We start from the raw sequence: 26,340 nt of genomic DNA on the forward strand, positions 1-26,340 counted from the left end.
CGGTTTGAAGCGATGATCAGCCTGCGGGGCTTAGCTATTGTGCGCCGAGTAGAGCACGCGAATCTTCAGCGTATGCTCGACCTGCTTGAGCGCCTCCAGCGCCTGGGGGCCGTAGGCCTTGTCCACGTCGATCACCACGTAGCCGACCTTTTCGTTGGTCTGCAGGTACTGCCCGGAGATGTTGATGCCGTCTTCCGAGAGCACGCGGTTGATCTGGGACATCACGCCGGGCACGTTGTCGTGAATGTGCAAAAGGCGGTGCTTGTCCGGGTGCGCGGGCAGTGCCACTTCGGGGAAGTTGACCGAGGTAATGGTGGTGCCGTTGTCGGAGTAGGTGGTGAGTTTCTCTGCCACCTCGATGCCGATGTTCTCCTGGGCTTCCAGGGTCGAACCGCCGATGTGCGGTGTAAGGATGACGTTCTCGAGACCGCGCAGCGGGCTTTCGAAAGTTTCGCTATTGCCCTTGGGCTCGACCGGGAAAACGTCTACCGCCGCGCCGTTGAGATGACCGGACTTGATCGCCTCGGCCAGCGGCTCGATCTCGACCACGCTTCCACGCGAGGCGTTGATGAAGATCGCCCCGGGTTTCATCGCCGCGATCTCTTTCTTGGTGATCATCCAGCGCGTGGAGGGCAGATCCGGCACGTGCAGGCTGACCACGTCGGAGCGGCTCAAAAGCTCCTCGAGGCTGCCGACCTGGCTTGCGTTGCCCATGCCGAGCTTGGTGATGACGTCATAATAGATGACGCTAAAGCCCAGCGACTCGGCCAGCACCGAAAGCTGCGCGCCGATGCTGCCGTAGCCAACGATGCCCAGGGTCTTGCCGCGCGCTTCGTGGGAGTTGGCGGCGGATTTCAGCCAGCCGCCCTGGTGGGCGCGGGCGTTTTTCTCCGGAATGCCGCGCAGCAGCATGATCGCTTCGGCCAGCACGAGCTCCGCTACCGAGCGGGTATTGGAGTACGGCGCGTTAAATACCGCCACCCCGCGCTTGAGCGCGGCGTTCAAATCGACCTGATTGGTCCCGATACAGAAACAGCCAACCGCCACCAGCTTCTCGGCCGCGGCGAACACGCGCTCGTTGAGCTGCGTGCGCGAACGAATGCCGATGAAGTGAACATCGTGGATCTTCTCGATCAGCGCCTCTTCGTCCAGCGACGTGGGCAGGTGCTCGATATTTTCATATCCGGCGTTGCGAAAATTGTCCACCGCGCTCTGGTGGACGCCCTCGAGTAGCAGGATTTTGATCTTGCTCTTGTCCAGGGACGTTTTGGCCATGACTGAATCAACCTCTATGGTCGGCGACGCGCGCCGTTTATCGGTTCATGAAAGGCGGACATGGTAGCACAGCCCGCGCCTTTCCCGGCGCCTGGGCTGGATGAAAAGTGTGCGTTTTCAAAATGAACGCGGCGCACGTTGCGGGCGCCGCGCCGCGGGCGCAAGGGCAGACCACCTCTGGGTCTGGGTGTATACTGTGGCCTCGATAGCAGGCACACTCGCCGCCCAACGCATGGGCGCCAACAGGCAGGCACGGGTCAATGAGCGATACCACTCCCCCTTCACAGGATTTTGCCGCCACGGTTTCCCGCCTGGAAACTCTGGTGGAGCGGCTGGAATCAGGCGAGCTCTCTTTGGAAGAGGCGCTGACCGCGTTCGAAGAGGGCGTGCAGCTTACCCGCGACGCCCAGAAGCGCCTGGACAGCGCCGAGCTCAAGGTGCGCGCGCTGAGCGAAGACGGTGACGGCAAACTCACGATGACGCCTTTCGAGAGCCCGGCCGACGCCGCGGCGAGCGCCTCCCCCGACGACGACGCCGAGGATACGCCCCCATGGTAAGCGAGCGCCCCATCTCCTTGAGCGAGCACCGCGACATCAGCCGCGCCCGAGTCGACACCACCCTGAAGGCGCTTTTGGCCGACGGCGCCGTCGATGCGCGCCTGGACGCCGCGATGCGCCACGGCCTGCTGGTCGGCGGCAAACGCCTGCGCCCACTGCTGGTCTACCTGGCAGGCCAGGCGCTGGGCGCCGATGACCAAGCGCTCGACGCCCCGGCCGCCGCCATCGAGCTGATTCACGCCTACTCGCTGATCCATGACGACCTGCCGGCCATGGACGACGACGACCTGCGCCGCGGCCAGCCCACCGTGCACAAGGCGTATGACGAGGCCACCGCGATTCTCGCCGGCGACGCTCTGCAGGCGCTCGCCTTCGAGGTGTTGGCGCGCCCGCGCCCGCCGCGCCTGGCCGCCATGGTGACCACCCTGGCCGTCGCCTCCGGGCGCCAGGGCATGGTGGCCGGCCAAGCCCTGGATCTGGCCGCCGTGGGCGGGCTTCCCGATGTCGAAGCACTCAAGCACATGCACGCGCACAAGACCGGCGCGCTGATCGAAGCCGCGGTGCGCCTGGGCGGGCTTTGCGCCGTCGACGAGGACGACCCGCGCCTCGAGGCGCTGGCTCGCTACGCCCGCGCCATTGGGCTAGCCTTTCAAATTCATGACGATGTGCTGGACGTGACCGGCGATACGGCCACGCTTGGCAAGATTTCCGGCGCCGACGCCGCGCGCGCCAAGCCTACCTATTCGAGCCTTTTGGGCCTTGAGGGGGCCCGGCAGAAGGCGCGCGAGCTGGTCGATGAGGCCCAAACGGCGCTTGAGGGGCTTGGCGAGGACGCCGCGCCCTTGATCGAGCTTGCCGCCTACATGATCGAGCGCGACCACTAAACGAGCGCTGTCTCGACAGTGTCTGTACAAAAAATGACCGTGACTACATGCCCATGAAGCTGTTCGACGAGATTTCCCGCGAGCGCCCGGCAACGCCCTTGCTCGACGCCATTGATCACCCGGCCGCCCTGCGCGCCATGAACGACGCTCAGCTCGCCGAGCTTGCCGACGAGCTGCGTGCCTACCTTCTTTACAGCGTGGGCGTTTCCGGCGGCCACTTTGGCGCGGGCCTTGGCGTGGTCGAACTCAGCGTGGCGCTGCATCACGTCTTTGATACGCCCAGAGACCGGCTGGTGTGGGACGTGGGCCACCAGGCCTACCCGCACAAGATTCTGACCGGGCGGCGCGAGGCGATGACCGGTATTCGCCAGCACGGCGGCCTGGCCGCCTTTCCGCGACGCGCCGAATCGGAGTTCGACACCTTCGGTGTGGGCCACTCGAGCACGTCGATCTCGGCGGCGCTCGGCATGGCGCTGGCCGCTCGCGCGCAAAACGACGACCGCCGCGTCTGCGCGATCATCGGCGACGGCGCCCTGACCGCGGGCATGGCGTTTGAAGCGCTGACCCACGCCGGCCATGTCGATGCCAACATGCTGGTGGTGCTCAACGACAACGAGATGTCGATTTCGGAAAACGTGGGGGGCCTGGCGACCTATCTGGCGCGCATGCTGTCGAGCAAGCCGTATCTCAAGATGCGCGAAGAGAGCAAGAAGGTGCTCTCGCACCTGCCCGGCGCCTTGAAGCTCGCCAAGCGTACCGAAGAGCACATGAAGGGCTTCGTCAGCCCCGCCACGCTGTTCGAGGAGCTTGGCTTCAACTACGTCGGCCCCATCGACGGCCACGATCTGGAAGCGCTGACCGATACGCTGAGCGCGCTGCGCGAACAGAGCGGCCCGCAGTTTCTCCATATCAAGACCGTCAAGGGCAAGGGCTTTTTGCCCGCGGAAGCCGACCAGATCGGCTATCACGCCATCACCAAGCTGGAAAAACCGCGCGGTGCCAACGCCGAGGCGAAAAAGCCCGCCGCCGCCCCGGCCGCGCCCAAGCAGAAGTACTGCAACGTGTTCGGCCACTGGCTGTGCGACATGGCCGCTCATGATGCACGGCTGATGGGCATTACCCCGGCCATGCGCGAAGGCTCGGATCTGATCCGCTTTTCGAAAGAGTACCCCGAGCGCTACTTCGACGTGGCGATCGCCGAGCAGCACGCGGTGACGCTGGCCGCCGGCATGGCCTGCGAGGGCATGAAGCCGGTCGTGGCGATCTACTCGACCTTTTTGCAGCGCGGCTACGATCAGCTGATTCACGATGTGGCGGTGCAGGGGCTCGACGTCACCTTTGCTATCGACCGCGCAGGGCTGGTCGGCGAGGATGGCCCGACCCACCACGGCAGCATGGACATCTCGTTTCTGCGCTGCGTGCCCAACATGGTGATTCTGGCCCCGGCGGACGAAGCGGAGTGTCGCGCCATGCTGAGCGCCGCCTACCAGCATGAAGGACCGGCGGCGGTGCGCTACCCCCGCGGCACCGGCCCCGGCGTGGCGGTGCCCGAGCACCTGGAGCCCTTGACCATTGGCCGCGCCGACACGCGCCGACGCGCCGACGGCGACGGCCCCAGGGTGGCGCTTCTGGCGTTTGGCAGCATGAACGGCCCGGCCGAGGACGTCGCCGAGCGCTTAAGCGCCACGCATATCAACATGCGCTCGATCAAACCGCTGGACCGCGACGCGGTGCTGAGTGCCGCCGCCGAGCACGACCTTCTGGTGACGCTCGAAGAGAACGTGGTGGCCGGCGGCGCCGGCAGCGCCATCAGCGAGCTACTGCACTTTGAAAACGTAACGGCCAACGTGCTGCACCTGGGCCTGCCCGACAGCTTCGTCGAGCACGGCACCCCGGACGAGCTTCTGCGCGACTGCGCCTTGGACGCGGCGGGCATTCAGGCGGCGATCGAAAAGCGTCTTGCGGCGTTAAACGACTAGCTCCAACGACCACCGGCCGGCAGAGCGGCCTGCCGGCTGGCGGCGTCTGGTTTTACACGCGCGCCGAGTGCGCTACTCGCCCGCCTTCGTCAGGCGTTCGATCGCCTCACCGGGAAGTACCAGCTCGACCGCATCCAGCGTATCGTCGAGCTGTTCGAGCTTCGTGGCGCTGGCGATCGGCGCGGTGACGCCGTTTCGGGCGAGCAGCCAGGCCAACGCCACCTGGGCGGGCTTGACTCCAAGTTCATCGGCCACGCTCAGAAGTTCGCTCAGCACGCGCTTGCCGCGCGCATCGAAGTAGTGGCCGAGAAACTGCTCACGGTCACTGCCCTTGGTGTCTTCCAGCGTCTTGTACTTGCCGGTGAGAAAGCCGCTGGCGAGCGAAAAGTAGCTCACCACGCCAATCTCCTGCTCACGTACAAGCGTGGCCAGCTCGCCTTCGTACTTGTCGCGCTCGACGAGGTTGTAAAGCGGCTGGATCAGCTCGTAGCGCGGTAGGCCCTGCGCTTTCGAGACGTCCAGCGCCTGGCGCAGGCGCCCGGCCGAGTAGTTGGACGCGCCGATCGTGCGTACCTTGCCCGCCTCGATCAGCTTCGAGAACGCGGTGAGCGTCTCCTCGAGCGGCGTATCCTGGTCGTCGGTATGGGCGAAGTAGACATCGAGATAGTCGGTGTTCAGCCGCGTGAGCGAGTCGTTCACCGCCGCTTCGATATTGGCCGCCCCCAGCCCCTTGCGCGCCTCCCAAAGCCCCAACTTGCTCATCAGCACGATGTCGTCGCGCTTGCCGGTCTGCTTGAGCCATTTGCCCAGCACCGTCTCGGACTCACCGCCTTCGTGGCCCGGCGCCCAGGACGAGTAAACGTCGGCGGTGTCGACGGCGTTGAAGCCGCGCTCGACGAAGCGGTCCAAAAGCTCGAACGAGCGTTTCTCATCGGCGGTCCAGCCGAACACGTTGCCACCAAACGCGAGCGGCGCGATTTCGATGCCGGAGCGGCCCAGTGGGTGTTTGTTCATCATCCTACTCCCTGTTGGATTTTGAGGTGTGCGAGGGTTTGAGATAGTGCGCTTTCGTCAGCCTGGCAGGCGGTGGCGGCGACGCCAGCGCGACTGTTAAGTCAACGTGTTCGATAAGGAGCGCACAAGCTCGATGCGCAGCGCCGGTGACGGCCCGCCGCTTGAAGTGAGGCGCACCCAGCCCTGGGCTTCGAGCTCGGCCAGCGCGCGGCGGATCAGCGCGTGCTCGATTTCCAGGCGCCGCGACAGCCGCACGCTGGAAATCCCTGGCTTGCCCTGCTCATCGAGGGCCAGCAGCACCAGCGCTTGCAGCGCGTCGAGCGCCGGGTAGGCGCGCTGCAGGTTCTCAAGCGCGCGTTCGAGTGTTTCCATCAGGCAATGCGGGCGCTGGGTTCCAGGCGAATGGCGATGGATTTATACGCCGGGGTATGGCTGCCTTCGCCCTTGTGGGAAAGCGGCACCAGCGGATTGGTTTCCGGGTAGTAGGCCGCCGCGCAGCCGGCCGGGGTGTCGTAAGCCACGACCTTGAAGCCCTCGACCCGGCGCTGGACGCCGTCGTCGGATTCGCCCACCAGATCGACCCACTGCCCGGCGGATACACCCAGGCGCTCGATGTCCGCCTTATTCAGAAACACGACCTGGCGGCCATTTTCGATGCCGCGGTAGCGGTCGTTGTAGCCGTAGATGGTCGTGTTGTACTGATCGTGAGAGCGCATGGTCTGAAGCGTCAGCCAGCCCTCGCGGGCGGCCATGCGCTGGTGCATCACGTCTTTTGGCAGCGGCGCGTCGGAGAACACGGCCTTGCCGCTTTCGGTCGGGAACGTGCGCTCGGCGGTGGGGTTGCCGAGCCAGAAACCGCGCGGCACCCGCACCCGCTCATTGAAGTTGTCAAAACCGGGGATCACCTCGGCGACGTGCTCACGAATCACGTCGTAGTCGTTTCGCATCGCCGCCCAGTCGACCGCCTCGCTTCCCACCAGCTTCTCGCCAAGCTGGGTCAACAGCGCAATTTCCGAAGGCAGATGGCGGCTTGCCGGGCGATTGATGCCCGCGGAGCCGTGCACCATGCTCATGGAGTCCTCGACGGTGATCAGCTGGGTCTTGCCGCCGGTCTTGTCGATTTCGCTGCGCCCAAGGCAGGGCAAAATCAGCGCTTTCTCGCCGGTGATCAGGTGGCTTCTATTGAGTTTGGTGCTGATGAACGCGGTCAGCCGGCACTGGCTCATCGCCGCCTCGGCCACGAAGGTATCCGAAATCGCCCGAGTGAAGTTACCCGCCAGCCCCACGAACACCTTGCCCGGCGCGTCGCGCATCGCGGCGACCGCGGCCACGGAATCGACCCCGTGTTCGCGCGGCATGGAACGCTTGTAGCGCGCCTCGAGGGCGTCCAGAAGCTCGTCGGAAGGCTGCTCGAAAATGCCCATGGTGCGGTCGCCCTGGACGTTGGAGTGGCCGCGCACCGGCGAGGTGCCGGTACCGAGCCGGCCCAAATTGCCGCGTAACATCAGCAGGTTGACGATCTCGCGCACGGTGGGCACCGAGTGCTCGTGCTGAGTGATGCCCATTGCCCAGCAGATGATCGTGGCATTCGAGCGGGCGTAAAGCTCGGCGGCCTTCTCCATCTCGGCCCGGGTGAGGCCGGACTGCGCCTCAATCTCCCCCCACAGGGTCGCCTCGACCAGCGTCTGGTACGCCTCGAGCTGCTCGGTGTGCTCGCTGAGAAAGGCGTGGTCGAGCACCGTTTCGCCGCCAGCCTCGCGCTCGAACAGCGCCTTGGCAATGCCGCGCACCGCCGCCATGTCGCCGCCAAGCTTCGGGCAGAAGTAGTGCGAGCTGATGCGGTGGCTACCGTTGTGCAGCATCTCCAGCGGCTTCTGCGGGTCGGCGAATTTCTCGAGGCCACGCTCGTGAAGCGGATTGAAGCTGGCGATGATGGCGCCGCGCTCGGCGGCTTCGCGCAGCGTCCCCAGCATGCGCGGGTGGTTGGTGCCCGGGTTCTGGCCGAACACGAAGATCGCCTCGGCGTGCTCGAAATCCTCCAGCCGCACGCTGCCCTTGCCGGTGCCCAGCGCATCGCCCAGCGCCACACCGCTCGCCTCGTGGCACATGTTGGAGCAGTCCGGCAGGTTATTGGTGCCGTAAAGACGCGCCAGCAGCTGGAACACGTAGGCGGATTCGTTACACGCCTTGCCGGAGGTGTAGAAGATCGCGTCATCCGGGGTGGGCAGGGCCTTGAGCTCATCGGCGATCAGCGTGAGCGCCTCGTCCCAGCCGATCGGCTCATAGTGGTCGGTCTCGGCATTGTAGACCATGGGCTCGACCAGCCGGCCCTGATCCTCGAGGCGATAGTCATCCCAGCTCTTGAGCTCGGTGACGCTGTAGCGGGCGAAGAAGTCGCGCTTGACCTTCTTGGCCGTGGCCTCCCAGGTCACCGCTTTCACGCCGTTTTCGCAAAACTCGAACGACGAGCCATGCTCCGGGTCGCCCCAGGCGCAGCCGGGGCAGTCGAAGCCGTCGGGCTGGTTGAGCTTCAACAGCGAACGAGCGTTGGTCGCCGGCGAGCGGCTGTGCAGAAGATGCTGGCCCACCGCCTTGAGCGCGCCCCACCCGCCGGCCGGGTTGCGATACGTGCCCACGTCCGGGTCGTGTTCGCGGGCTTTTTTATCGGCAGGCTTTTGGCTGCTGGGCGAGGTCATTGCGCATCTCCTGGCAAGGCATTCGGGGCGGCCATTGGCGTGGCCGCCGACCGTTATCAAGCTCATAAAGTCTGGACAAAAGTCCGACAAGGTCAAGCGAGAGAAACCAATCCTTCTATACTGACTCTCAATTCTCGATATAGTGGCGCTGGATAACCACTTAGCCCGCCCTTTTTTCACCCGTTTTGAGAGAGCCATGGTATTTCTAACGATTTCGACGCTGCTGTTTGGATTATTGGGCCTTGCCCTGTTCGGCCCGGTGGGGCTACTGATGGGCGGTGCCTTCGGCTTCTGGATCGCCCAGCGCGCCGTGCGCCGGCTGCTGGCCGCCCGCGTGCAAATCGAGCAGGGGTATCTGGAGTCGGTGTTTTCGGTCATGGGCTGTCTGTGCCAGGCCGATGGTCGCGTCAGCGACGGCGAGCGCGACATCGCCGAGCGCCTGTTCACCCAGATGCGTTTTAACGACGCCCAGCGCCGCCAGGCGCGCGCCGCCTTCGAGCGCGGGCGCGGCGACGATTTCGACCTCGAGGCTGAGCTTGCCACGGTCGGGCAGCTGACTCGCCGCCAGCCGATGCTGCGTCAGATCTTTTTGCAGGTACAGCTCAACGCCATCGCCGCCGACGGCGAGATTCACGACGACGAGCGTGCGATGATGATGCGCGTAGCCCGCGGCATCGGCTGCAGCGACACCGAGATTCAGCAGCTCGAAGCGATGCTCGAGCGCGCCGCGAGCAACGGCCAGGCGACCAGCGAAGCCTCATTGAAGGATGCCTACCGGGTGCTCGGCGTCAGCGAAGAGGCGAGCGACGCCGAAATCAAAAAGGCCTACCGGCGCCTGATGAGCCAGAATCACCCGGACAAGCTGGCCAGCAAGGGCCTGCCCGAGAGCATGCGCGACATGGCCCAGCAGCGCACCAGCGAGATCAGTAACGCCTTCGAGCGCATCAAAAGCGCGCGCGAGGCGAATTAAATCGGTCGCGCCCGGCGGCGTCGGCTCACTGTTCGACCAATGGAGATTTCACCATGCGTCTATCCGTTTCACTGGCTTCTCTTGCCCTCATTGTTAGCGGCGTTTCAGCGGGTCAGGCGCTCGCCCAAACCGTCGGCGAGCGCCTGACCGGCAACGAAATTCGTGAGCTGATCTGGGGCCATCAGGTGCAGGGCGCCATGGCGGGAGACCAGGCGTACAGCGAGATTTACCTGCCCAACGGTGAAATCGTCGGCGACGGCTACTCGGGCCAGGCCAGTATCGAAGGCGACACCATGTGCTTCGACTACGGCGGCGACGACGTCAGCTGCTACGGCGTGCAACTGGATAACGACGGCCGGATCGAATGGATCGAAGAGGATAGTGTTGTCGGCTACGGTGACATCAGCGACGCTCCCTGATTTCCTTTAACCACTGGCACTCTTGTTTCAAGTCAGGTGACCCATGATCACACTTTACGGATACCCCCATTCCCGCTCGCTGCGCGCGGCCTGGACCCTCGAGGAGCTGGGCGTCGAGTATCGCTGCCAGCACGTGGCGCTGGACAAGGGTGAAGGTCGCTCCGAGGCGCACCTGGCGCGCCATCCGGGGGGCAAGGTCCCAGTGCTCGAGGACGGCGATTTGGTGCTGTTCGAGTCTGTCGCCATTTGCCGCTACCTGGCCGAGCGCCATGGCGAAGGCAAACTTTTACCCGCCTCCGCCGAAGGGCGCGCCGAGGTCGATCAATGGCTCTGCTTCGTGACCACGGAGCTTGAACAGCCGCTTTGGAATCACGCCAAGCACACCTTCGCACTGCCCGAAGAGCACCGGGTAGCGGCGGTCATCCCTACGTGCGCCTGGGAGTTTGCGCGCGCGCTCAAGGCGCTCGAGCGCCGCTATCAGGGGCAGACATATCTGGTGGGTGAGCACTTCACGCTGGCAGATCTGTTTTTGGCCCATACGCTGAGCTGGGCGAAGAGCATGAAGTACCGCCTGCCGGAAACGCTCGAGCACTACATGACCGCACAGCTCGAGCGCCCCGCCATGGCCCGCGCCGTCGCACAAGAGAAAGCCGCCGCCGAAAAAGCCGGCAGCGAGCCGACCGGCTAACCCGTTTGATGGGCGCTGGTCACACTTTTGGCGCCGACCTACAATGACGGCCTCGCTTTCAAGGGAATCAACGATGCCCGCCTCCAGGCCCGTATTGCTGTTCGACGTCTTCAAAACCCTGCTCGTCTTCGACGGTGACCACGTCGATGCGGGCACCTTCGCCTTTCTAGCCGACTGGCTGCGCTACCGTCAGGTCTTCATCGAGGCGCCCAGGCTCGAGCAGCGCTTTTGGGCGATTACCCGAGGCCAGCTCGAGGCCGCCGGCGGCGAAGCGCCAGACGTCGACGTGCGCCGGGTGTGGGAGGCGCTGCTTGCCGAGGCAGGCGTGCCCGCCGCGCGCCGCGACGCGCTGGCCTCGGAGCTCGCCCTGACCTATCGTCAGATCACGACCCGCGAGATCGGCCTATGGCCGGGCACGCGCGCGATGCTCGACGCCTGTGCCGCAGATTTTCGCCTTGCCATCGCCTCCAACACCCAGCGCGCCTACACCGAGGCCGAGCTTTCCATGCTCGGGCTTTGGGACGACTTCGAGCTCGTGCTGTTCAGCTCTGACGTGTTGGCCTGCAAGCCGGACCCGGCCCTGTTTCGCGCCGCCCTCGAGGCGCTCGACTGCCCTGCGGACAACGTCATCTACGTCGGCGACAACCCTTTTGATGACGTGCTGGGCGCCCGTCAGCTCGGCATCCCGACGATTTTGCTCGACCGCGGCACGCCGGCGCCGGAAGGCGTGGCGCTGCCAATACCGCTGGCCACGCTCCAGGATGGCGACCCGCTGGCGGTGGCCCGCATCGCACGCCAGCACTTCGGTTTGGAAAGCGCTCCGTGAAGCGGCTGAGCGCGGCACAGGTCGATGAGCGGCTCGCCGCTCGCCAGAACGACTGGGTCGACTTCGTCGGGTGCGCGCTCGAGGAGGTCGACTTCGGCAATCCGCACTACGCCACGCTACTCGAACGCTTCGACTTTCGCGACGCGCGGCTCTTTCGCTGTACCTTCACCAACGCACAGCTTCGCGACGTGAAGTTTCAACAGGCCGAACTGATCGACTGCGACCTGCGCTACGCCGAGTTCGAGCGCGTCTCTTTCAAGCGCGCACGGCTCAAGGGCTGCGATTTCTACCGGGCGCGACTGGGGATGAATACCGTCTTCGAGGCCTCGGACATCAGCGCCTGCTCGCTGCATCTGGCGGTGTTCGACGGCGTGGCGCTACCGCGAGAGGCGATTGAGGAAGGATTCAAAAGCGGGCTGTTGCAGGAGCGCGAGGAGGACTTCGCCGCGTTTCACGCCGATTTGGCGGCGCGCGGCCGGGGCGACGATCCACGACGTACCCCGCTGCATTTGTCGCGCCGCCATCGCGAGGCGGCGGATATCTACCGCGCGCTGTCGGCCCACTGGAGTGCCAAGGGCAGCACGCGGGATGCGGGCTGGGCCTATTATCACGCCCGTCGGCTGGAAACGCGGGCGGTACGCCCGGACCAGGTGTGGCGGCGCCGGCGCATCGAGCGAGAGCTGGATACGCCAACGCGCCCGGGGCTCTTTCGTGCGACGCTGCGCTGGCTGTTGGGCACCAGCGCCGATCTGGTCGCCGGTTTTGGTGAAAGCCCGCTGCGCGTGGTAGTAACGCTGCTGGTCGTGATGCTCGCCTTCGCCGGCCTCTACGCGGTGACCGGCGTGGCAGGCGCACAAGGCGAAACGCTGAACACGCTCAACGACGCGCTGTTGTTCAGCGCCCAGGCGATGACCGCCTCGCTCGATGCCGAGCTCTCGAGCCGCTGGCTGAAGTGGGCCACGACGCTCGAAACGACGCTCGGCATCACGCTGCTCGGGCTTTTGGGGTTTTGCCTGGGCAACCGGCTGCGAAACGCCTGAGAGGCAGGCCTCAAGCAGGCCGACGCACCAGCGTTAGCCAGTACTCTTCCAGCGAACGAATCGAGGCGATGAACCGCTCGATGTCCATCGGCTTGACGATGAACCCCGCCGCGCCCAGGTCGTAGGAGGCGAAAATGTCCGCCTCGGCCTCCGAGGTGGTCAATACCACCACAGGAATCCGGCGCAGTGCCTCGATCGTTTTGATGCGTTTCAAAAACGTCTTGCCATCCATGCGCGGCATGTTGAGATCCAGCAAAATCAGATCCGGTTTCGGCGCATCGGCATATCGCCCTTCCCGCTGCAAAAACGCCAGCGCCTCGACACCGTCGCCGACGTCGAACACCTCCACCAGCATCTGGCCCTCGCGAAAGGCCATCCGGCTCAAGTGCACATCAGCGGGTTCGTCTTCCACCAGCAGTACGACAAACGGCTCACTCATTGACGCTTCTCCCCGGGCAGCGGCAGGTCGAACACGAAACACGCACCGCCGTCCCTGCCATCCTCTATTGTTATTTGGCCATCCGCCTTGCGCAGCAGCTTCACTAAAATCGCAAGCCCCACCCCGGTACCGGGATAGGCATCTCCATTGGGCACGAGCCGATTGAACATCTCGAACACCTGCCGGCGATACTCCGGCGCGATGCCCTGGCCGTTATCGGCCACGCGGTACTGAGCGCGCCCCCTGACCACTTTCCCGCTGATTTCGACCGTCAGGGGGCGCGAAGGGTGACGATACTGCCAGGCGTTATGCAGCAGCAGCTTGAAGATCAGGCCCAGCTGCTTGCGATCGAAAAAGGCCTCGGGCAGCGGATGATCGATCGATAGCGCTTTTTGGTCGCGCAGCGGCCCCAGAAGTGGGTCTCGTTGATAAAGCTCGTCAATAATGCGCTCGACGTTGAGACGTTCAAGGGTCAAGGGCGTTTGATCCAGGCTCAAATAGCGCTGCACGTCACTGACCAGTTCGCTCAGCCGCTGCGCCTGGGTGTTGATGAACCCCACCGCCACGTTCGAGGAGTCGTCGAGCACCTCCGGCGGCAGGCGCTTCAACTGATGGGAGAAACTGACCAGGCGGCGGCTGGGCTCCTGAAAGTGATGCGCCATGGCCTGGCTGATGCGCTCGAGCTCGTGATTGCGAAACGATAGCTCGTCGATCAGGCGCGTGCGCTCACGCTGGGCGCCACGCAGGCGCCATAGGGCAAGAGCCAGCAGCACGATCACGATGCCCTGTGCCAGGGCGCTGCCGATCCAGAGCCAGCGCGTTCGCTCGCGGGCATGCTCGAGTTCCATCGTTTGCAGATCGACCTGCTCTTCGATCGTGGCGACATAGCGCCGACCGGTCACACCATCCACCGCGCTCATGTCATAAAGTGAGGAGAGCAGCACGGCTTCGCCCTGCCACTGATAGGGCTGGGTGTAAACGCCGACCAGTCGGGTCGACCCATCTGCCAACCGATGGCGGAAAATCAGATGGTTTCTCTCCTGACGACTGGCCAGCTGGATCTCGGCGCGAAGCTGCTCCGGTGTAAAGGTGTTGATCTGATCGATCTGCATCTTCTCCAGATTCGGGTAGCCATAGAACGCCTTGGCGGCGGGATTGGCACGCACAATCTCGCCATCGTCGACAGCCACCATCCACATCGGCGAAGGGCTATTCTGAAAAAACTCATCGAAGGTGGTTTGCCCCCAGGCGGTCAACGGAGCGAGCAGAAAAGTCAGCGCCAGTTGCGCGTATCGGCTTGACACGAAAAGGCGCTTCACGCGGCCACCTCCTCGGCCAGCACGACATGAAAACAGCTGCCCGTGCCCTTGCCCGCCGAGGTCACCCAAATACGGCCCTGGTGACGCTCGACGATCTTGCGACACAGCGCCAGCCCTACCCCGGTGCCTTCGAATTCGTCGCGCCCGTGCAAACGCTGAAACACCTTGAATAACCGAGGGATCTGATTCGGGTCGATGCCGATGCCGTTGTCGGCAATGGTGATATAAACCCCCTCTTCACGTCGCAGGCAGTCGATGCGCACCTCGACTGACGTGTCAGCGGCGTGATACTTGAGCGCGTTGCCGATCAGGTTTTGAAACAGCCGCGTCATTTCATCGTGGCTTGCGCGAAGCCTGGGCCACTCGCCCTCGATGCGGATCGTCGCGCTGGCCTCTACCACCGCCGGGGCGAGAAAGTGCAGCGCTTCATCGAGGGTCTCGCGAAGCGCCACTTCGGTGAAGGATTCCCCCTGGCGGCCAATACGAGAGTACTCCAGCAGCGAGAGCAGCATGTCATCCATGCGTTTGGCGCCATCGCTCATGTAATGCAGCATGGTCTGGCCGTCGGCGTCGAGCTGATCGCCCAGGTGGCGCTTTAAAAGCCCGGCGTAGCTGGTCACCATGCGAAGCGGCTGGCGCAAATCGTGAGAGGCGGCGTAGGCGAAGTGCTCGAGTTCAGCGTTGGATTTTTCCAGCGACTCACGGTAAACGTCGCGCTCTTTTTGCAGCTCGTGGCTTTCGGTAATGTCACGCAAGTAGCCATGCCACATCGTGCTGCCATCCTCTAGCCGCTCAGGAACGGCGTTCCCTTCGATCCAACAAAGCCCTTTAGCGGGGTGATGGACGCGGAATATCTCGCTCCAAAGCGTTAGCGTGTTGGTAGAGACCTCAATGCTGGCCGATACACTCGCCAGATCATCGCGATGAATAATCGCAAAAACCTTATTAACGTCCCGGTTGGCCTCTTCCGGCGTAATACCATAGACCTCCTTCATGCCCTCGCTTGCGTAGGGAAAACTCATGGACCCATCCACGCCCCGCCAGAACTGATAGATCGTGCCGGGCAGGCGTGCACTGAGCTTGGTTAGACGCTCATGGATGACGCGCGCCTGGGTTTCGGCCTCCTTGCGCGCATCGATATCGATATGGATGCCCGCCATCAACAGCGGCGCGCCCTCCGGGTCCCGGGCCAGAACGCGCCCGCGCGAGTAGATCCATAGGTAGCGCCCGTCGCGATGGCGCAGGCGAATCTCGACGCCGTAGCTTTCGGCGCTCCCGTCGATGTGAGTCGAAAGCGCCTGGCGCGCTCGCTCAAGGTCTTCCGGGTGGCAAAGCCGCTCCCAGGTGGCGATCGTAACCGGCGCCAGCTCCTCGAGCGTATAGCCGAGCATGTCGGCCCAGCGCTCGTTGAGATGCAGCTCGTCAGTTTTGACGTTCCACTCCCAGGAACCCGCCGAGGTACCCCACAGAATGCCGTTGAGCGCCTGCTGCTGGCGACGCAGAATGCGAAGGTGCTGACGGCTTCGCCCGTAGACGTAGGCCAGCAGCAACAGCGAAGCGGCAAGCCCCGCCAGAAGCGCTGCCATCAACCAATCGTCTGAGAAAAAAGTCGCTGTGTTCGGGGGAGCAGCATCACCGGCGTACAGCGCCACAGGATAAAACGTACCCACGCACCAAAGTCCACGGCACCAGACCGCTCTTTGCACTTTGTTGGCGGCACGCCGTGAGTTCACGCCGACTCCTCGCATTGACAAGGTCCTTCGATGATAGGGTCCTTCAATGCGTATCGGCCAAATCGTCTTAAACGTTAATACACACCTGGTTGCGGCCGCTGTTTTTGGCCTCGTAGAGGGCGCTGTCGGCGCGGGCGAGCGCGCTATCGGGGAGTATGTCGCTGCTTTTTAACACCGCCACGCCGATACTGGTGGTGACCTTGAGCGGCTCGCCGAAGCTTGGCACGCGTACCGTCATCGCCTCGACGGCGCGACGCAGCTTCTCGGCGGCGACCTGGGCGCCGCTGACATCGGTATCCGGCAACATCACTGCAAACTCCTCGCCGCCGAGCCGGCCAAACACATCCATCTTACGAAGCTCTGCGCTGACGGTATCGGCAAAGCGTTTCAGTACGGCATCGCCGGCGCCGTGGCCGTAGCGGTCATTGACACTTTTGAAGCGATCCAGGTCCAACATCACCATGCAGGTGACGTAGCCGGGCTTGCGTTTGACCCGGGCAAGCTCACGCTCGGCCAGGTCCATGAAGCTGCGCCGGTTGAGCTGACCCGTCAGCTCGTCGTGCATGGCAAGTCGCGTCAGCTCTGCTTCCATGGCCTTGCGCGCACTGATGTCCTGCTGAACACCCACCATGCGAAGCGGTTTGCCGGAGGCGTCGCGGCTAACGATATGGCCAGACTCCAGCACCCACACCCAGTGGCCGCTACGGTGCTGCATGCGAAATTCGCACTCATAGTGGGCATTTTCGCCCTGAACATGGCGCTCGATGGCAAGCTCGATGCGTTCACGATCCTCCGAATGAACGCGCATGAACCAGGCGTTGGCGTCCGTGGGAAGGTCAGCATCGTCGCGGTGATAGCCGAGCGTTTCCAGCCAGCGGTCGCTGTAGATGAATGTCTGGCTATCGAACAGCCAATCCCATACACCGAGCTTACCGCCGTTGATAGCGGCGGCCATGCGCTCCTCGGACAGCACCAGCCGCTGCTCCAGCTTGGCGCGACTCATGGCGTAGCGAATGGCGCGATTGAGCGAGTCGGCGTCGATGTTGCCCTTGATCAGGTAGTCCTGGGCGCCAGCTTCGAGCACCTGAAGCGAAAACTCGGCGTCGTCGTAGCCGGTCAGCACCACGATAGGAATGGCGCCGACGGTCTGTTTACACGTCAAAACGGTTTGAATACCGCTGGTATCGGGAAGGCTGAGATCCAGCAGAATGACGTCGGGCAGGCGGCTCGCTCGTTCGAGCGCGTCGGCAAGTGCCGTCAGGCTTTCGACCCAGATCAGCTCGCTCTCCTGATGATCGTACTTGAAGGTGTACTGAATCAGGGTGGCGTCGCCCGGGTCGTCCTCCACCAGTACGATCGACAGCTGACGGGGTATCTGAGTCATGTCATGCCTTTTGATGAGTCGTTAGGCAAGATTGAGCAGAAGCGCCTTAAGAGTCAAGTGACATCAATCACTTACTTTTTACGTTCGATATCCACGCTGTCGGCCTGGGTAAAATCGCCTAGCGCCATCATGTGGCCGAGCTTGCCGGCCTTGGTGGCCAGGTACTGCTCGTTATGCGGGTTGAGTCCGGTGGTGATGGCCAGGCGTTCGACGACGTTGACGCCGTCGCTTGTCAGCGCGGCGACCTTGCGCGGGTTGTTGGTCATCAGCTTGAGCGCCTTGATCTCCAAGTGCTCGAGCATCGGTACGCACAGATCGTAGCGGCGCAGGTCGGCGCCAAAGCCCAGCTGCTCGTTGGCCTCAACGGTATCGGCGCCCTGGTCCTGAAGCGCATAGGCGCGAATCTTGTTCAAAAGCCCGATGCCGCGCCCTTCCTGGCGCAGATACAAGAGCACCCCGCGCCCCTCTGCGGCGATGCGCTTGAGCGCCTCTTGGAGCTGATAGCCGCAGTCGCAGCGCATCGAGAAAAGCCCATCGCCGGTCAAACACTCCGAATGCACGCGCCCCAGCACCGGCTCATCGCTTGTCACGTCGCCCAGTGTCAAGGCGATATGATCCTTGCCCGTCGCCTCGTCCTCGAAGCCGTGCATGGTGAAGGTGGCCCAGGGCGTGGGGAGCCGACAAGCGGAAATGAAGCGGATGGTCACGGATTACCTCGCAAATCGACTGGAGCCGTCAACGATGTGAGTATCAAAGCGCGGTAGTCTATCAAAAAGGCGCGCCGGTCTCACGGCCTGCGCCGAGCCGGCTATCCCACAGTGCACCACCTCGCCTACAATAGGGCAAATTTCTCAAGAGCAGGCGTTTATGTCTTCCTTTGCGACTCCCCCTCCCTTGCACAACGACCGCTTTCTTCGTGCGCTCGCCAAAGAGCCGGTCGACCGCACCCCGGTGTGGATGATGCGCCAGGCCGGACGCTACCTGCCGGAGTACCGCGAGCGCCGCGCCCAGGCGGGCAGCTTCATGGATCTGTGCCGCAACCAGGAGTTCGCCTGCGAGGTCACGCTGCAGCCGCTGGAGCGCTTCCCGCTGGACGCGGCCATCCTGTTCTCCGACATTCTGACCATCCCTGACGCCATGGGTCTGGGGCTCTATTTCGAAACCGGCGAAGGGCCCAAGTTTAAAAAGACCGTGCGCACTCCGGAAGAAGTCGCCGCGCTGAGCGTGCCCAACGCCGAGCGCGACCTTGATTACGTGATGCGCGCGGTCTCCACCATCCGCCGCGAATTAAACGGCCGCATGCCCCTGATCGGCTTTTCCGGCAGCCCCTGGACGCTGGCCACCTACATGGTCGAAGGCGGCTCGAGCAAGGATTTTCGCCACCTGAAAACCATGCTCTACGACACCCCGGACACCATGCATCAGCTGCTGGATACGCTGGCCCACGCGGTGACCGACTACCTCAACGCCCAGATTCGCGCCGGCGCCCAGGCGGTGCAGATCTTCGACACCTGGGGCGGCTCGCTCTCCACGCCCGCCTATCTCGAGTTCTCGCTGCGCTACATGGAGCAGATCGTTTCGGGTCTGATTCGCGAGCACGAAGGCCGCCGGGTGCCGGTGATCCTGTTCACCAAGAACGGCGGGCAGTGGCTCGAGGACATCGCCTGCGCCGGCTCTGACGCGGTGGGGCTCGATTGGACCACCGAACTCAGTGATGCCCGCGCGCGTATCGGCCACAAGGTGGCGCTTCAGGGCAATCTCGACCCCAACGTGCTCTTCGCCCGCCCGTCCGCCATTCGCGCCGAGGTCGCGCGGGTGCTGGAGAGTTACGGCCATGGGCCGGGCCATGTATTCAACCTGGGCCACGGCATCAGCCAGTTTACCAACCCGGATAACGTGAGCGCCTTTATGGAGGCGCTTCACGAACTCAGTCCGCAGTATCACCAGAACGACACCGGAGACGTTCGATGAGCGATTTCAATCAGGACCAATGGTTTACCGAAGTATTCGACAGTCACGGCAGCGCCTTTTCGATGAAGATCACCGAGAAGCTTTGGGACGTGCAGAGTGACTATCAACACCTCGAGGTGTACGCCACCGAAACCTACGGCAACCTGATGGTGCTGGACGGCTGCGTGATGCTGACCGACCGCGACAACTTCCTCTACCACGAAATGATCGCTCATCCGGCGCTCTTTACTCACAAAGACCCGAAGCGTGTGGTGATCATCGGCGGCGGCGACTGCGGCACGCTCAAGGAAGTACTGCGCCACGAAGGCGTCGAGAAGGTTACCCAGATCGATATCGACGAGGAAGTCACTAAAGCTTCCGAGCGCTTTTTCCCGGCGCTGGTCGAGTCCAATAGTGACCCGCGTGCCGAGCTTCTGTTCGCCGACGGCGTGAAGTGGGTCAATGACGCCGAGGACGAAAGCATCGATGTCCTGATCATCGACTCCACCGACCCGGTCGGCCCGGCGGAAGGGCTGTTCAAGACCGACTTTTTGAAGCGCTGCCACCGGATTCTCAAGCCCGGCGGCGTGCTGGTGCAGCAAAGCGAGTCGCCGCTTTATCACTCGGGCTCGATCATTCGCGAGCTGCGCACGGACATGCAGGCGGCAGGCTTTGAAAGCGTGGCGACCCTCCCCTTCCCGCAGCCGGTCTATCCGTCCGGCTGGTGGAGCGTGACGCTGGCCGGCAAGGGGGCAAGCGTTGAAACCTTCCGTGAAGAGGCTGCCGCAGGCCACGAAATGCCGCTACAGTACTACACGGTAGAGGCTCATCGCGGCGCCCTGGCGCTGCCGCCGTTCATGCGCGCCGCCTTCGCCTAACGCTCATCGAGCGGCCAAAACGTTGACGAGACCGGGCACTGCCCGGTCTTTTTGATGGTATTTGTAGATCGCACGACTTTCCAATCAGAGGGAGCAATAACAATGAACAAACTCCATCGATGCAGCGGTATGGCCGGCGTGCTGGCCGCGGCGCTGTTACTCCCGGGCCTGGCCCAGGCCAATACGCTGGAGACGGTCAAGGAGCGCGGGTCGCTGCGCTGCGGGGTCAACGCCGCCCAGCCCGGCTTTTCGGCGCTGGACGACGAGGATACCTACCGGGGGCTGGATACCGACATCTGCCGGGCGGTGGCCGCCGCCGCGCTTGGCGAAGGCGCACGCGTCGAGTTCGTGCCGCTCGATTCCGTCGAGCGCTTCGCCGCGCTCCAGTCCGGTGAAGTCGACGTGCTGGCTCGCACCACGACCTGGACCTCGAGTCGCGACACGACCCTTGGCCTTCACTTCACCGGGGTGAGCTACTTCGATGGTCAGGCGTTCATGGTGGCAAGCGACCTGGGGGTGCAAAGCGCGCGCGAACTCGACGGGGCGGCGGTGTGCACCCAGTCCGGCACCACCAGCGAGCTCAACCTGGCCGACTACTTTCGCCGCCACGACATGACCTTCGAAGCAGTGGTCTTCGACGCCCCGGAGCAGTCGATCATCGGCTTCGAGGAGGGCCGCTGCGACGTGCTGAGCTCGGACTCTTCGCAGCTCTACGCCCAGCGCATGCAGCTTCGTGATCCGGACATGGCGGTGGTGCTGCCCGAGGTCATCTCGAAAGAGCCGCTGGGGCCGGCGGTGCGCCAGGGCGACGATCAGTGGTTCAACATCGTCAAGTGGTCGCTCTATGCCATGCTCAACGCCGAGGAACTGGGCGTGAGCCAAACCAACGTCGATGACATGCTCAAGGAGGACGCCCCGGAGGTGATGCGCCTACTGGGCCGCGACGGCGATTTTGGCGAGGGCATGGGACTTGACGCCGACTGGGCCTATCAAATCATCAAGCAGGTCGGCAACTACGCCGACGCCTTCGATCGCAACGTTGGCACGGGTTCACCGTTTAATATCGGCCGCGGGCTAAACGCGCTGTGGAAAGATGGCGGTGTGCAGTACGCCCCGCCCATTCGCTAGGCGCGCCGGCGCTATTTGGCTGTTTTTGCTCGACGAATTTCAAACAAACGTTTGGAAGTCGCACCAAAAGAGAGCGATGCGTAGCCGATTCCGCACCGTTTTACACCACCACTTTGGTCATAACGTTGGCGCTTTTGCGTTGAAAAGCGCTGAATGAGTCGCCAAGTCCTTTCTGGCATCTTCCTTGCTAGCGTTAGAGGTGTCATGCACTACCGGCATGTATAACGATATTCAAATAACAGGACGGGAAACACCATGTTCAATAAGAAAAACGCGGTACTGCTGGCCTCTGCCGGCGCTCTTACCCTATCCGGTGTCGCGAGCGTTCAGGCGGACGTATTGGAAGATACGCGCTCACGAGGCGCCGTGCAGTGTGGCGTGAGCGATGGCCTGCCGGGGTTCTCCGCCCCCAACGATAGCGGCGAGTGGCAGGGGCTCGACGTCGATATCTGCCGCGCCGTGGCCGCCGCGGTACTGGGCGATGCCGACGCGGTCAACTACATCTCGCTCAACGCCGTCGAGCGCTTCACCGCGCTGCAGTCGGGCGAGGTCGACGTGCTGTCGCGTAACACCACCTGGACCACCACCCGCGACACGACACTCGGCCTCAACTTCGCCGGCGTCACCTTCTACGACGGTATCGGCTTCATGGTCAACCGCGACTTAGGGCTCAGTGGCGCCGATGAACTCGACGGTGCGGCGATCTGTATTCAGTCCGGCACCACCACCGAGCTCAACGTGGCGGACTACTTCCGCGCCAACGACATGGCGTTCGACCCGATCGTTTTCGACACCTCCGAGCAGACCGTGGGCGGCTTCCAATCCGGGCGCTGCGACGTACTGACCTCCGATACCTCTCAGCTGGCGGCGCTGCGCATCCAGCTCGACGACCCGGAAGGCGCGGTCATCCTGCCGGACATCATCTCGAAAGAGCCGCTGGGCCCGGTGGTACGCCAGGGCGACGACACCTGGTTCAACATCGTCAAGTGGTCGCTGTTCGCGATGCTCAACGCCGAGGAGTACGGCATCACCTCTGAAAACGTCGACGACATGATGGACAGCGAAAACCCGGACGTCGCGCGTATCCTGGGTCAGGACGGTAATTACGGCGAAGGCATGGGCCTTGAGGCCGACTGGGCGTACAACATCATCAGCCAGGTCGGTAACTACGCCGAGAGCTACGACCGAAACGTCGGCATGGATTCCCCGCTCGAGATCGAACGCGGCGTCAACGCGCTGTGGAACCAGGGCGGCTTCCACTACGCACCGCCGATTCGCTAAGCGTCTCGCAATACCCGGCCCGCCGTGCATCGCCCGGCGGGCCGTTTGATCGATCCTGCCGTATCGCGGAGACGCCTTCATGTCAGCAAGACCAACCGCTCGCCCGGGGGGCCACAAGCCCCCCTTCTGGCGAGACCGCGCCAAGCGCGCGCTCATTTTTCAGGTGCTGGTGGTGGCGGCCGTCGCCGTCTTTTTGCTCTACATCGTGAGCAACACCCAGGACAACCTGGCCGCCCGCGGCATCACCACGGGCTTTGGCTTTCTGGACAACACCGCAGGCTTTGGCATCGTTCAGAGCCTGGTCGACTACTCCTCGCAGAGCACCTACGGGCGTACCTTTTTCGTCGGGCTTTTGAACACGCTGCTGGTGGGCGGGCTTGGCGTACTGGCCGCGACCCTCATCGGCTTCATCGTCGGGATCGCCAGGCTCTCGCCCAACTGGCTGATCGCCAAGCTGGCCGCCGCCTATATCGAAACCTTTCGAAATATCCCGCTGCTTTTGCAGATCTTTTTCTGGTACTTCGCGGTGCTGCGCACGCTCCCCGGCGCTCGCGAGAGCATGGCGCTTGGCGACGTCATCTTCTTGAACGTGCGCGGGCTCTACCTGCCCAAGCCGCTGTTCGAGTCCGGCTTCGGGCTGATTCCCGCTGCGTTTCTGGTCGCGATCGTGGCCAGCATCGCGCTGATCGTGTGGAACAAGCGCCGCCACGAGGCCACTGGCAAACGCCTGCCCGCCTACTGGATAGCGCTTTTACTGCTCATCGGCCTGCCGCTTCTGGTGCTGCTCGCCACCGGCGTGCCGATCACCTGGGACGTGCCGGCGCTGGGCGGGTTCAACTTCCGCGGCGGCGTGACGGTGATTCCGGAGTTTCTGGCGCTATGGCTGGCGCTTTCGATCTACACCGCCTCGTTCATCGCCGAGATCGTGCGCTCGGGTATCCAGGCGATCTCCCACGGCCAGACCGAAGCCGCCCAGGCGCTGAGCCTGCCGCGCAATCTGATTTTGCGGCTGGTGGTAGTACCTCAGGCGATGCGAGTGATCATTCCACCGCTCACCAGCCAGTATCTGAACCTGATCAAGAACTCGTCGCTGGCGACGGCCATTGGCTACCCGGATCTGGTGTCGGTGTTCGCCGGTACCACGCTGAACCAGACCGGCCAGGCCATCGAGGTCATTGCCATGACCATGGCGGTCTATCTGACCATCAGCCTCACGGTTTCCCTGTTCATGAACTGGTTCAACGCCCGCGTGGCGCTGGTCGAACGCTAGGCGAGGATGACACTCCATGATTCACAATAAAACCATGATCGCCCAGCGCCCGGCGCCGAAAAGCACCATTGGCCCTGCGGCGTGGCTGCGCGGCAATCTCTTCAACGGCCCGCTCAATACGCTGTTCACGCTGGTCGGGCTCTACGTGCTGTACCTGCTGGTGGTGCCTACCGTGCAGTGGGCGTTCATCGACGCCAACTGGGTCGGTACCACGCGCGAAGACTGCACCCGTGAAGGCGCCTGCTGGGTATTCGTCAAGGCGCGCTTTACCCAGTTCATCTACGGGCTCTACCCACGCTCGGAGCTTTGGCGCGCCAACATCGTCTTCGTCGGCTTTTTCGCGCTGATCGCCTGGCTTGCCATCCCGCGCCTGCCGCTCAAGCGCTGGGTGGCGGTGTTCGCGCTGGTGGTGTTCCCGGTGATTGCCTACGTGCTGCTTCACGGCGGCCACTTCGACCTGCCGCGAGTGCCGACCCACCGCTGGGGCGGGCTGATGCTGACGCTGCTGCTGGCCTCGGTCGGTATGATCGGGGCGCTGCCGATCGGCATCGTGCTGGCACTCGGGCGGCGCTCGAGCATGCCGATCGTCAAGAGCTTTTCGGTGGTGTTCATCGAGTTCTGGCGCGGCGTGCCGCTGATCACCGTGCTGTTCATGGCCTCGGTGATGCTACCGCTGTTTCTGCCCTCGGATCTCTCCGTCGACCGGCTGATCCGCGCGCTGATCGGGATCACGCTGTTTCAAAGCGCCTACATGGCCGAAGTCATCCGCGGCGGGCTGCAGGCGATTCCGCGCGGCCAGGACGAAGCCGCCGCCGCGCTCGGCATGACCTACTGGAAGCGCATGGGGCTGATCGTCATGCCCCAGGCGCTGAAGATGATGATTCCCGGCATCGTGAACACCTTCATATCGCTGTTCAAGGACACCACGCTTGTGATGATCATCGGCCTGTTCGATCTTCTGGGCATCGTGCAGGCGGCGCTGTCCGACTCGCGCTGGCTGGGCTTTTCGCTGGAGGGCTACGTGTTCGCCGCGTTCGTGTTCTGGATCTTTTGTTTCAGCATGTCGCGCTATAGCCAGTATCTCGAACGCCGCCTCAACACCGGCCACAAGCGCTAACGCCGCCCCCTTTCAAGGATAACCTCATGAGTGAAGCAGCTTTAAAACCTCAGGATTCGATGGTCGAGATGCGCGGCGTCAACAAGTGGTACGGCGACTTTCACGTGCTGCGTGATATCGACCTCGACGTAAAGCGCGGCGAGCGCATCGTCATTTGCGGGCCTTCGGGCTCGGGCAAGTCCACCATGATCCGCTGTATCAACCATCTGGAAGAGCATCAGCAGGGTGAGATCGTCGTCGGCGGCGTACCGCTCACCCAGGACGTCAAGCGTATCGAGCAGGTGCGCAGAAGCGTGGGCATGGTGTTCCAGCACTTCAATCTGTTTCCTCACCTCTCGGTGCTGGAGAACTGCTGCATCGCGCCGATGTGGGTGCAGAAAAAATCACGCCGCGAGGCCGAGGCCGAGGCGATGCAGTACCTGGAGCGGGTGCGCATCGCCGAGCAGGCGAAAAAGTACCCGGGCCAGCTCTCCGGCGGCCAGCAGCAGCGCGTGGCGATCGCCCGCTCCTTGTGCATGCACCCGGACGTGATGCTATTCGATGAGCCCACCTCGGCGCTCGACCCGGAGATGATCAAGGAGGTGCTCGATGTCATGGTCGAGCTCGCCGAGGAAGGCATGACGATGCTCTGCGTGACTCACGAAATGGGCTTCGCCAAGACCGTAGCGGACCGGGTGATCTTCATGGACCAGGGCCAGATCATCGAGGAGAACGCCCCGGAGCCGTTCTTCAACGACCCGCAGTCCGAGCGCACCCAGCTATTCTTGAGCCAGATCCTCGGCCACTAGGCGCTTTTGTCGACCAGCGTGATGCTGGCAGGCTCTAGCGGTGTCTGGTCGCGATGGCCGGTGAGCGGTTTGCCGGCTATCGCGGTCAGCAGTATCTGCAGCGGGTCGCCGTGGCTGACCAGCAAAATCGTTTCGCCGCTTACGCGCGCCTCCCACGCCTCGATCACTGCCTGCATGCGCGCCGCCACCCGGGCGACTGGCTCGACCCCGTGCGCGGCGTGCTCGGCGTTTCGGTCATCGAGCACCCAGACGCCCTCATAAAGCGCCGCTTTCTGCCCCTCGAACTCGCCGAAGTAGCGCTCGCGCAGGCGCTCGTCTTTCTCTATCGGTACACCCAGCGCATCCGCCACCCGGCGCGCCGTCTCAGTGGTGCGCAGAAAATCCGAGTGCACGATGCGCGTGGGTGTCGGCCAGACCCAATTTTTCACTACCTCGTCAAGCTGGCGCTCGCCGGTTTCGGAAAGCCCGAAGGCGTCGAGTCCGCGCTCGGGAGAGCTAATGATCAGTCCTTGCTCGTTGGCCTGGCTATGGCCGTGGCGCATCAGCAGATAGCGGTTGCGCCAATGGTAGTAGGAACCCTGTAAAGTACTTGACATATGTTTGTCACAAACCCTAGGTTGAAGAAGCGTCGTTTTCGAAAAACAAGCATTAAATGCGCAGTAACGAAACCAAAAAGCGCGCTGACCGCCGCCATAACGCTCGAAA

The 26,340-nt window shown here is 63.3% G+C and carries 25 protein-coding genes; 15 read left to right on the forward strand and 10 right to left on the reverse strand.

Features of this window, described 5'->3' with window-relative positions; genetic code table 11:
- Window positions 1-30: 30 nt before the first annotated feature.
- Window positions 31-1,275, reverse strand: coding sequence for a phosphoglycerate dehydrogenase (gene serA / locus OCT39_RS16070; protein WP_263585442.1), 1,245 nt, complete (start codon window positions 1,273-1,275; stop codon window positions 31-33).
- A 260-nt stretch (window positions 1,276-1,535) separates the two neighbouring features.
- Between serA and OCT39_RS16075 the strand changes: the two genes are divergently transcribed.
- Genes OCT39_RS16075 through dxs form a run of 3 tightly spaced genes read left to right on the forward strand, consistent with a single transcriptional unit; the run spans window position 1,536 to window position 4,695 of the window.
- A complete protein-coding gene (locus OCT39_RS16075) occupies window positions 1,536-1,832 on the forward strand; it encodes an exodeoxyribonuclease VII small subunit (RefSeq protein WP_263585443.1) in 297 nt (98 codons plus the stop codon).
- A complete protein-coding gene (locus OCT39_RS16080; RefSeq protein ID WP_263585444.1) occupies window positions 1,826-2,716 on the forward strand; it encodes a farnesyl diphosphate synthase in 891 nt (296 codons plus the stop codon). Before OCT39_RS16075 ends, OCT39_RS16080 begins: the two co-directional genes overlap by 7 nt.
- A gap of 47 nt (window positions 2,717-2,763) precedes the next feature.
- Window positions 2,764-4,695, forward strand: a complete 1,932-nt coding sequence (gene dxs, locus OCT39_RS16085; protein WP_263585445.1) for a 1-deoxy-D-xylulose-5-phosphate synthase — start codon at window positions 2,764-2,766, stop codon at window positions 4,693-4,695.
- A 72-nt stretch (window positions 4,696-4,767) separates the two neighbouring features.
- On the opposite strand, the gene OCT39_RS16090 is transcribed toward dxs, so the two are convergent.
- From OCT39_RS16090 to OCT39_RS16100, 3 genes are all read right to left on the reverse strand, one after another.
- Window positions 4,768-5,709: an aldo/keto reductase gene (locus OCT39_RS16090; protein WP_263585446.1), complete on the reverse strand. Its 942-nt coding sequence runs from the start codon at window positions 5,707-5,709 to the stop codon at window positions 4,768-4,770.
- A gap of 96 nt (window positions 5,710-5,805) precedes the next feature.
- Entirely contained in the window at window positions 5,806-6,081 is a 276-nt protein-coding gene (locus OCT39_RS16095) for a MarR family transcriptional regulator (RefSeq protein ID WP_263585447.1), read from the reverse strand.
- Window positions 6,081-8,405, reverse strand: coding sequence for an FdhF/YdeP family oxidoreductase (locus tag OCT39_RS16100; RefSeq protein ID WP_263585448.1), 2,325 nt, complete (start codon window positions 8,403-8,405; stop codon window positions 6,081-6,083). The genes OCT39_RS16095 and OCT39_RS16100 overlap by 1 nt, the downstream gene beginning before the upstream one ends.
- Window positions 8,406-8,601: 196 nt before the next feature.
- Between OCT39_RS16100 and djlA the strand changes: the two genes are divergently transcribed.
- The 5 genes from djlA (at window position 8,602) to OCT39_RS16125 (ending at window position 12,348) form a co-directional block, all read left to right on the forward strand.
- Window positions 8,602-9,375, forward strand: a complete 774-nt coding sequence (gene djlA, locus OCT39_RS16105) for a co-chaperone DjlA (RefSeq protein ID WP_263585449.1) — start codon at window positions 8,602-8,604, stop codon at window positions 9,373-9,375.
- Window positions 9,376-9,428: 53 nt separating this feature from the next.
- On the forward strand, window positions 9,429-9,794 hold the full coding sequence (locus OCT39_RS16110) for a hypothetical protein (protein WP_263585450.1): 366 nt from the start codon (window positions 9,429-9,431) through the stop codon (window positions 9,792-9,794).
- 43 nt (window positions 9,795-9,837) lie between these two features.
- Entirely contained in the window at window positions 9,838-10,482 is a 645-nt protein-coding gene (locus OCT39_RS16115; protein ID WP_263585451.1) for a glutathione S-transferase family protein, read from the forward strand.
- Between the two features lie 73 nt (window positions 10,483-10,555).
- Window positions 10,556-11,308 carry an HAD family hydrolase gene (locus OCT39_RS16120; protein WP_263585452.1) on the forward strand — a complete coding sequence of 251 codons (753 nt, stop codon included), beginning with the start codon at window positions 10,556-10,558 and terminating at the stop codon, window positions 11,306-11,308.
- The gene (locus tag OCT39_RS16125; RefSeq protein WP_263585453.1) at window positions 11,305-12,348 is read left to right on the forward strand and encodes a pentapeptide repeat-containing protein; all 1,044 of its coding nucleotides are present in this window, start codon (window positions 11,305-11,307) and stop codon (window positions 12,346-12,348) included. The genes OCT39_RS16120 and OCT39_RS16125 overlap by 4 nt, the downstream gene beginning before the upstream one ends.
- 10 nt (window positions 12,349-12,358) lie before the next feature.
- On the opposite strand, the gene OCT39_RS16130 is transcribed toward OCT39_RS16125, so the two are convergent.
- The 5 genes from OCT39_RS16130 to ribA form a co-directional block, all read right to left on the reverse strand.
- Window positions 12,359-12,787: a response regulator gene (locus OCT39_RS16130; RefSeq protein ID WP_263585454.1), complete on the reverse strand. Its 429-nt coding sequence runs from the start codon at window positions 12,785-12,787 to the stop codon at window positions 12,359-12,361.
- Window positions 12,784-14,106, reverse strand: a complete 1,323-nt coding sequence (locus OCT39_RS16135; RefSeq protein WP_263585455.1) for an ATP-binding protein — start codon at window positions 14,104-14,106, stop codon at window positions 12,784-12,786. The genes OCT39_RS16130 and OCT39_RS16135 overlap by 4 nt, the downstream gene beginning before the upstream one ends.
- Window positions 14,103-15,692 (reverse strand): sensor histidine kinase, encoded by a 1,590-nt coding sequence (locus OCT39_RS16140; RefSeq protein ID WP_263585456.1) that lies wholly within the window; start codon window positions 15,690-15,692, stop codon window positions 14,103-14,105. Before OCT39_RS16140 ends, OCT39_RS16135 begins: the two co-directional genes overlap by 4 nt.
- Window positions 15,693-15,906: 214 nt before the next feature.
- Window positions 15,907-17,223: a diguanylate cyclase gene (locus OCT39_RS16145; RefSeq protein ID WP_263585457.1), complete on the reverse strand. Its 1,317-nt coding sequence runs from the start codon at window positions 17,221-17,223 to the stop codon at window positions 15,907-15,909.
- A gap of 71 nt (window positions 17,224-17,294) precedes the next feature.
- Window positions 17,295-17,930: a GTP cyclohydrolase II gene (gene ribA, locus OCT39_RS16150; protein ID WP_263585458.1), complete on the reverse strand. Its 636-nt coding sequence runs from the start codon at window positions 17,928-17,930 to the stop codon at window positions 17,295-17,297.
- Between the two features lie 160 nt (window positions 17,931-18,090).
- Between ribA and hemE the strand changes: the two genes are divergently transcribed.
- From hemE to OCT39_RS16185, 7 genes are all read left to right on the forward strand, one after another.
- Window positions 18,091-19,194: a uroporphyrinogen decarboxylase gene (gene hemE / locus OCT39_RS16155; protein WP_263585459.1), complete on the forward strand. Its 1,104-nt coding sequence runs from the start codon at window positions 18,091-18,093 to the stop codon at window positions 19,192-19,194.
- On the forward strand, window positions 19,191-20,051 hold the full coding sequence (gene speE / locus OCT39_RS16160; protein WP_263585460.1) for a polyamine aminopropyltransferase: 861 nt from the start codon (window positions 19,191-19,193) through the stop codon (window positions 20,049-20,051). The genes hemE and speE overlap by 4 nt, the downstream gene beginning before the upstream one ends.
- 102 nt (window positions 20,052-20,153) lie before the next feature.
- Window positions 20,154-21,179, forward strand: coding sequence for an amino acid ABC transporter substrate-binding protein (locus OCT39_RS16165; RefSeq protein ID WP_263585461.1), 1,026 nt, complete (start codon window positions 20,154-20,156; stop codon window positions 21,177-21,179).
- 255 nt (window positions 21,180-21,434) lie between these two features.
- Window positions 21,435-22,460 (forward strand): amino acid ABC transporter substrate-binding protein, encoded by a 1,026-nt coding sequence (locus OCT39_RS16170; RefSeq protein WP_263585462.1) that lies wholly within the window; start codon window positions 21,435-21,437, stop codon window positions 22,458-22,460.
- A gap of 79 nt (window positions 22,461-22,539) precedes the next feature.
- On the forward strand, window positions 22,540-23,730 hold the full coding sequence (locus tag OCT39_RS16175; protein WP_263585463.1) for an amino acid ABC transporter permease: 1,191 nt from the start codon (window positions 22,540-22,542) through the stop codon (window positions 23,728-23,730).
- 16 nt (window positions 23,731-23,746) lie between these two features.
- Window positions 23,747-24,847 carry an amino acid ABC transporter permease gene (locus OCT39_RS16180; protein ID WP_263585464.1) on the forward strand — a complete coding sequence of 367 codons (1,101 nt, stop codon included), beginning with the start codon at window positions 23,747-23,749 and terminating at the stop codon, window positions 24,845-24,847.
- A gap of 59 nt (window positions 24,848-24,906) precedes the next feature.
- Complete coding sequence (locus OCT39_RS16185) at window positions 24,907-25,635, forward strand: amino acid ABC transporter ATP-binding protein (protein WP_263587362.1); 729 nt, start codon at window positions 24,907-24,909, stop codon at window positions 25,633-25,635.
- On the opposite strand, the gene OCT39_RS16190 is transcribed toward OCT39_RS16185, so the two are convergent.
- Window positions 25,632-26,231, reverse strand: coding sequence for a histidine phosphatase family protein (locus OCT39_RS16190; RefSeq protein ID WP_263585465.1), 600 nt, complete (start codon window positions 26,229-26,231; stop codon window positions 25,632-25,634). The two genes, OCT39_RS16185 and OCT39_RS16190, sit on opposite strands and share 4 nt — an antisense overlap.
- Between the last annotated feature and the right edge of the window lie 109 nt (window positions 26,232-26,340).

It is taken from the genome of Halomonas sp. GD1P12 (assembly GCF_025725645.1).
Taxonomy (GTDB): domain Bacteria; phylum Pseudomonadota; class Gammaproteobacteria; order Pseudomonadales; family Halomonadaceae; genus Vreelandella.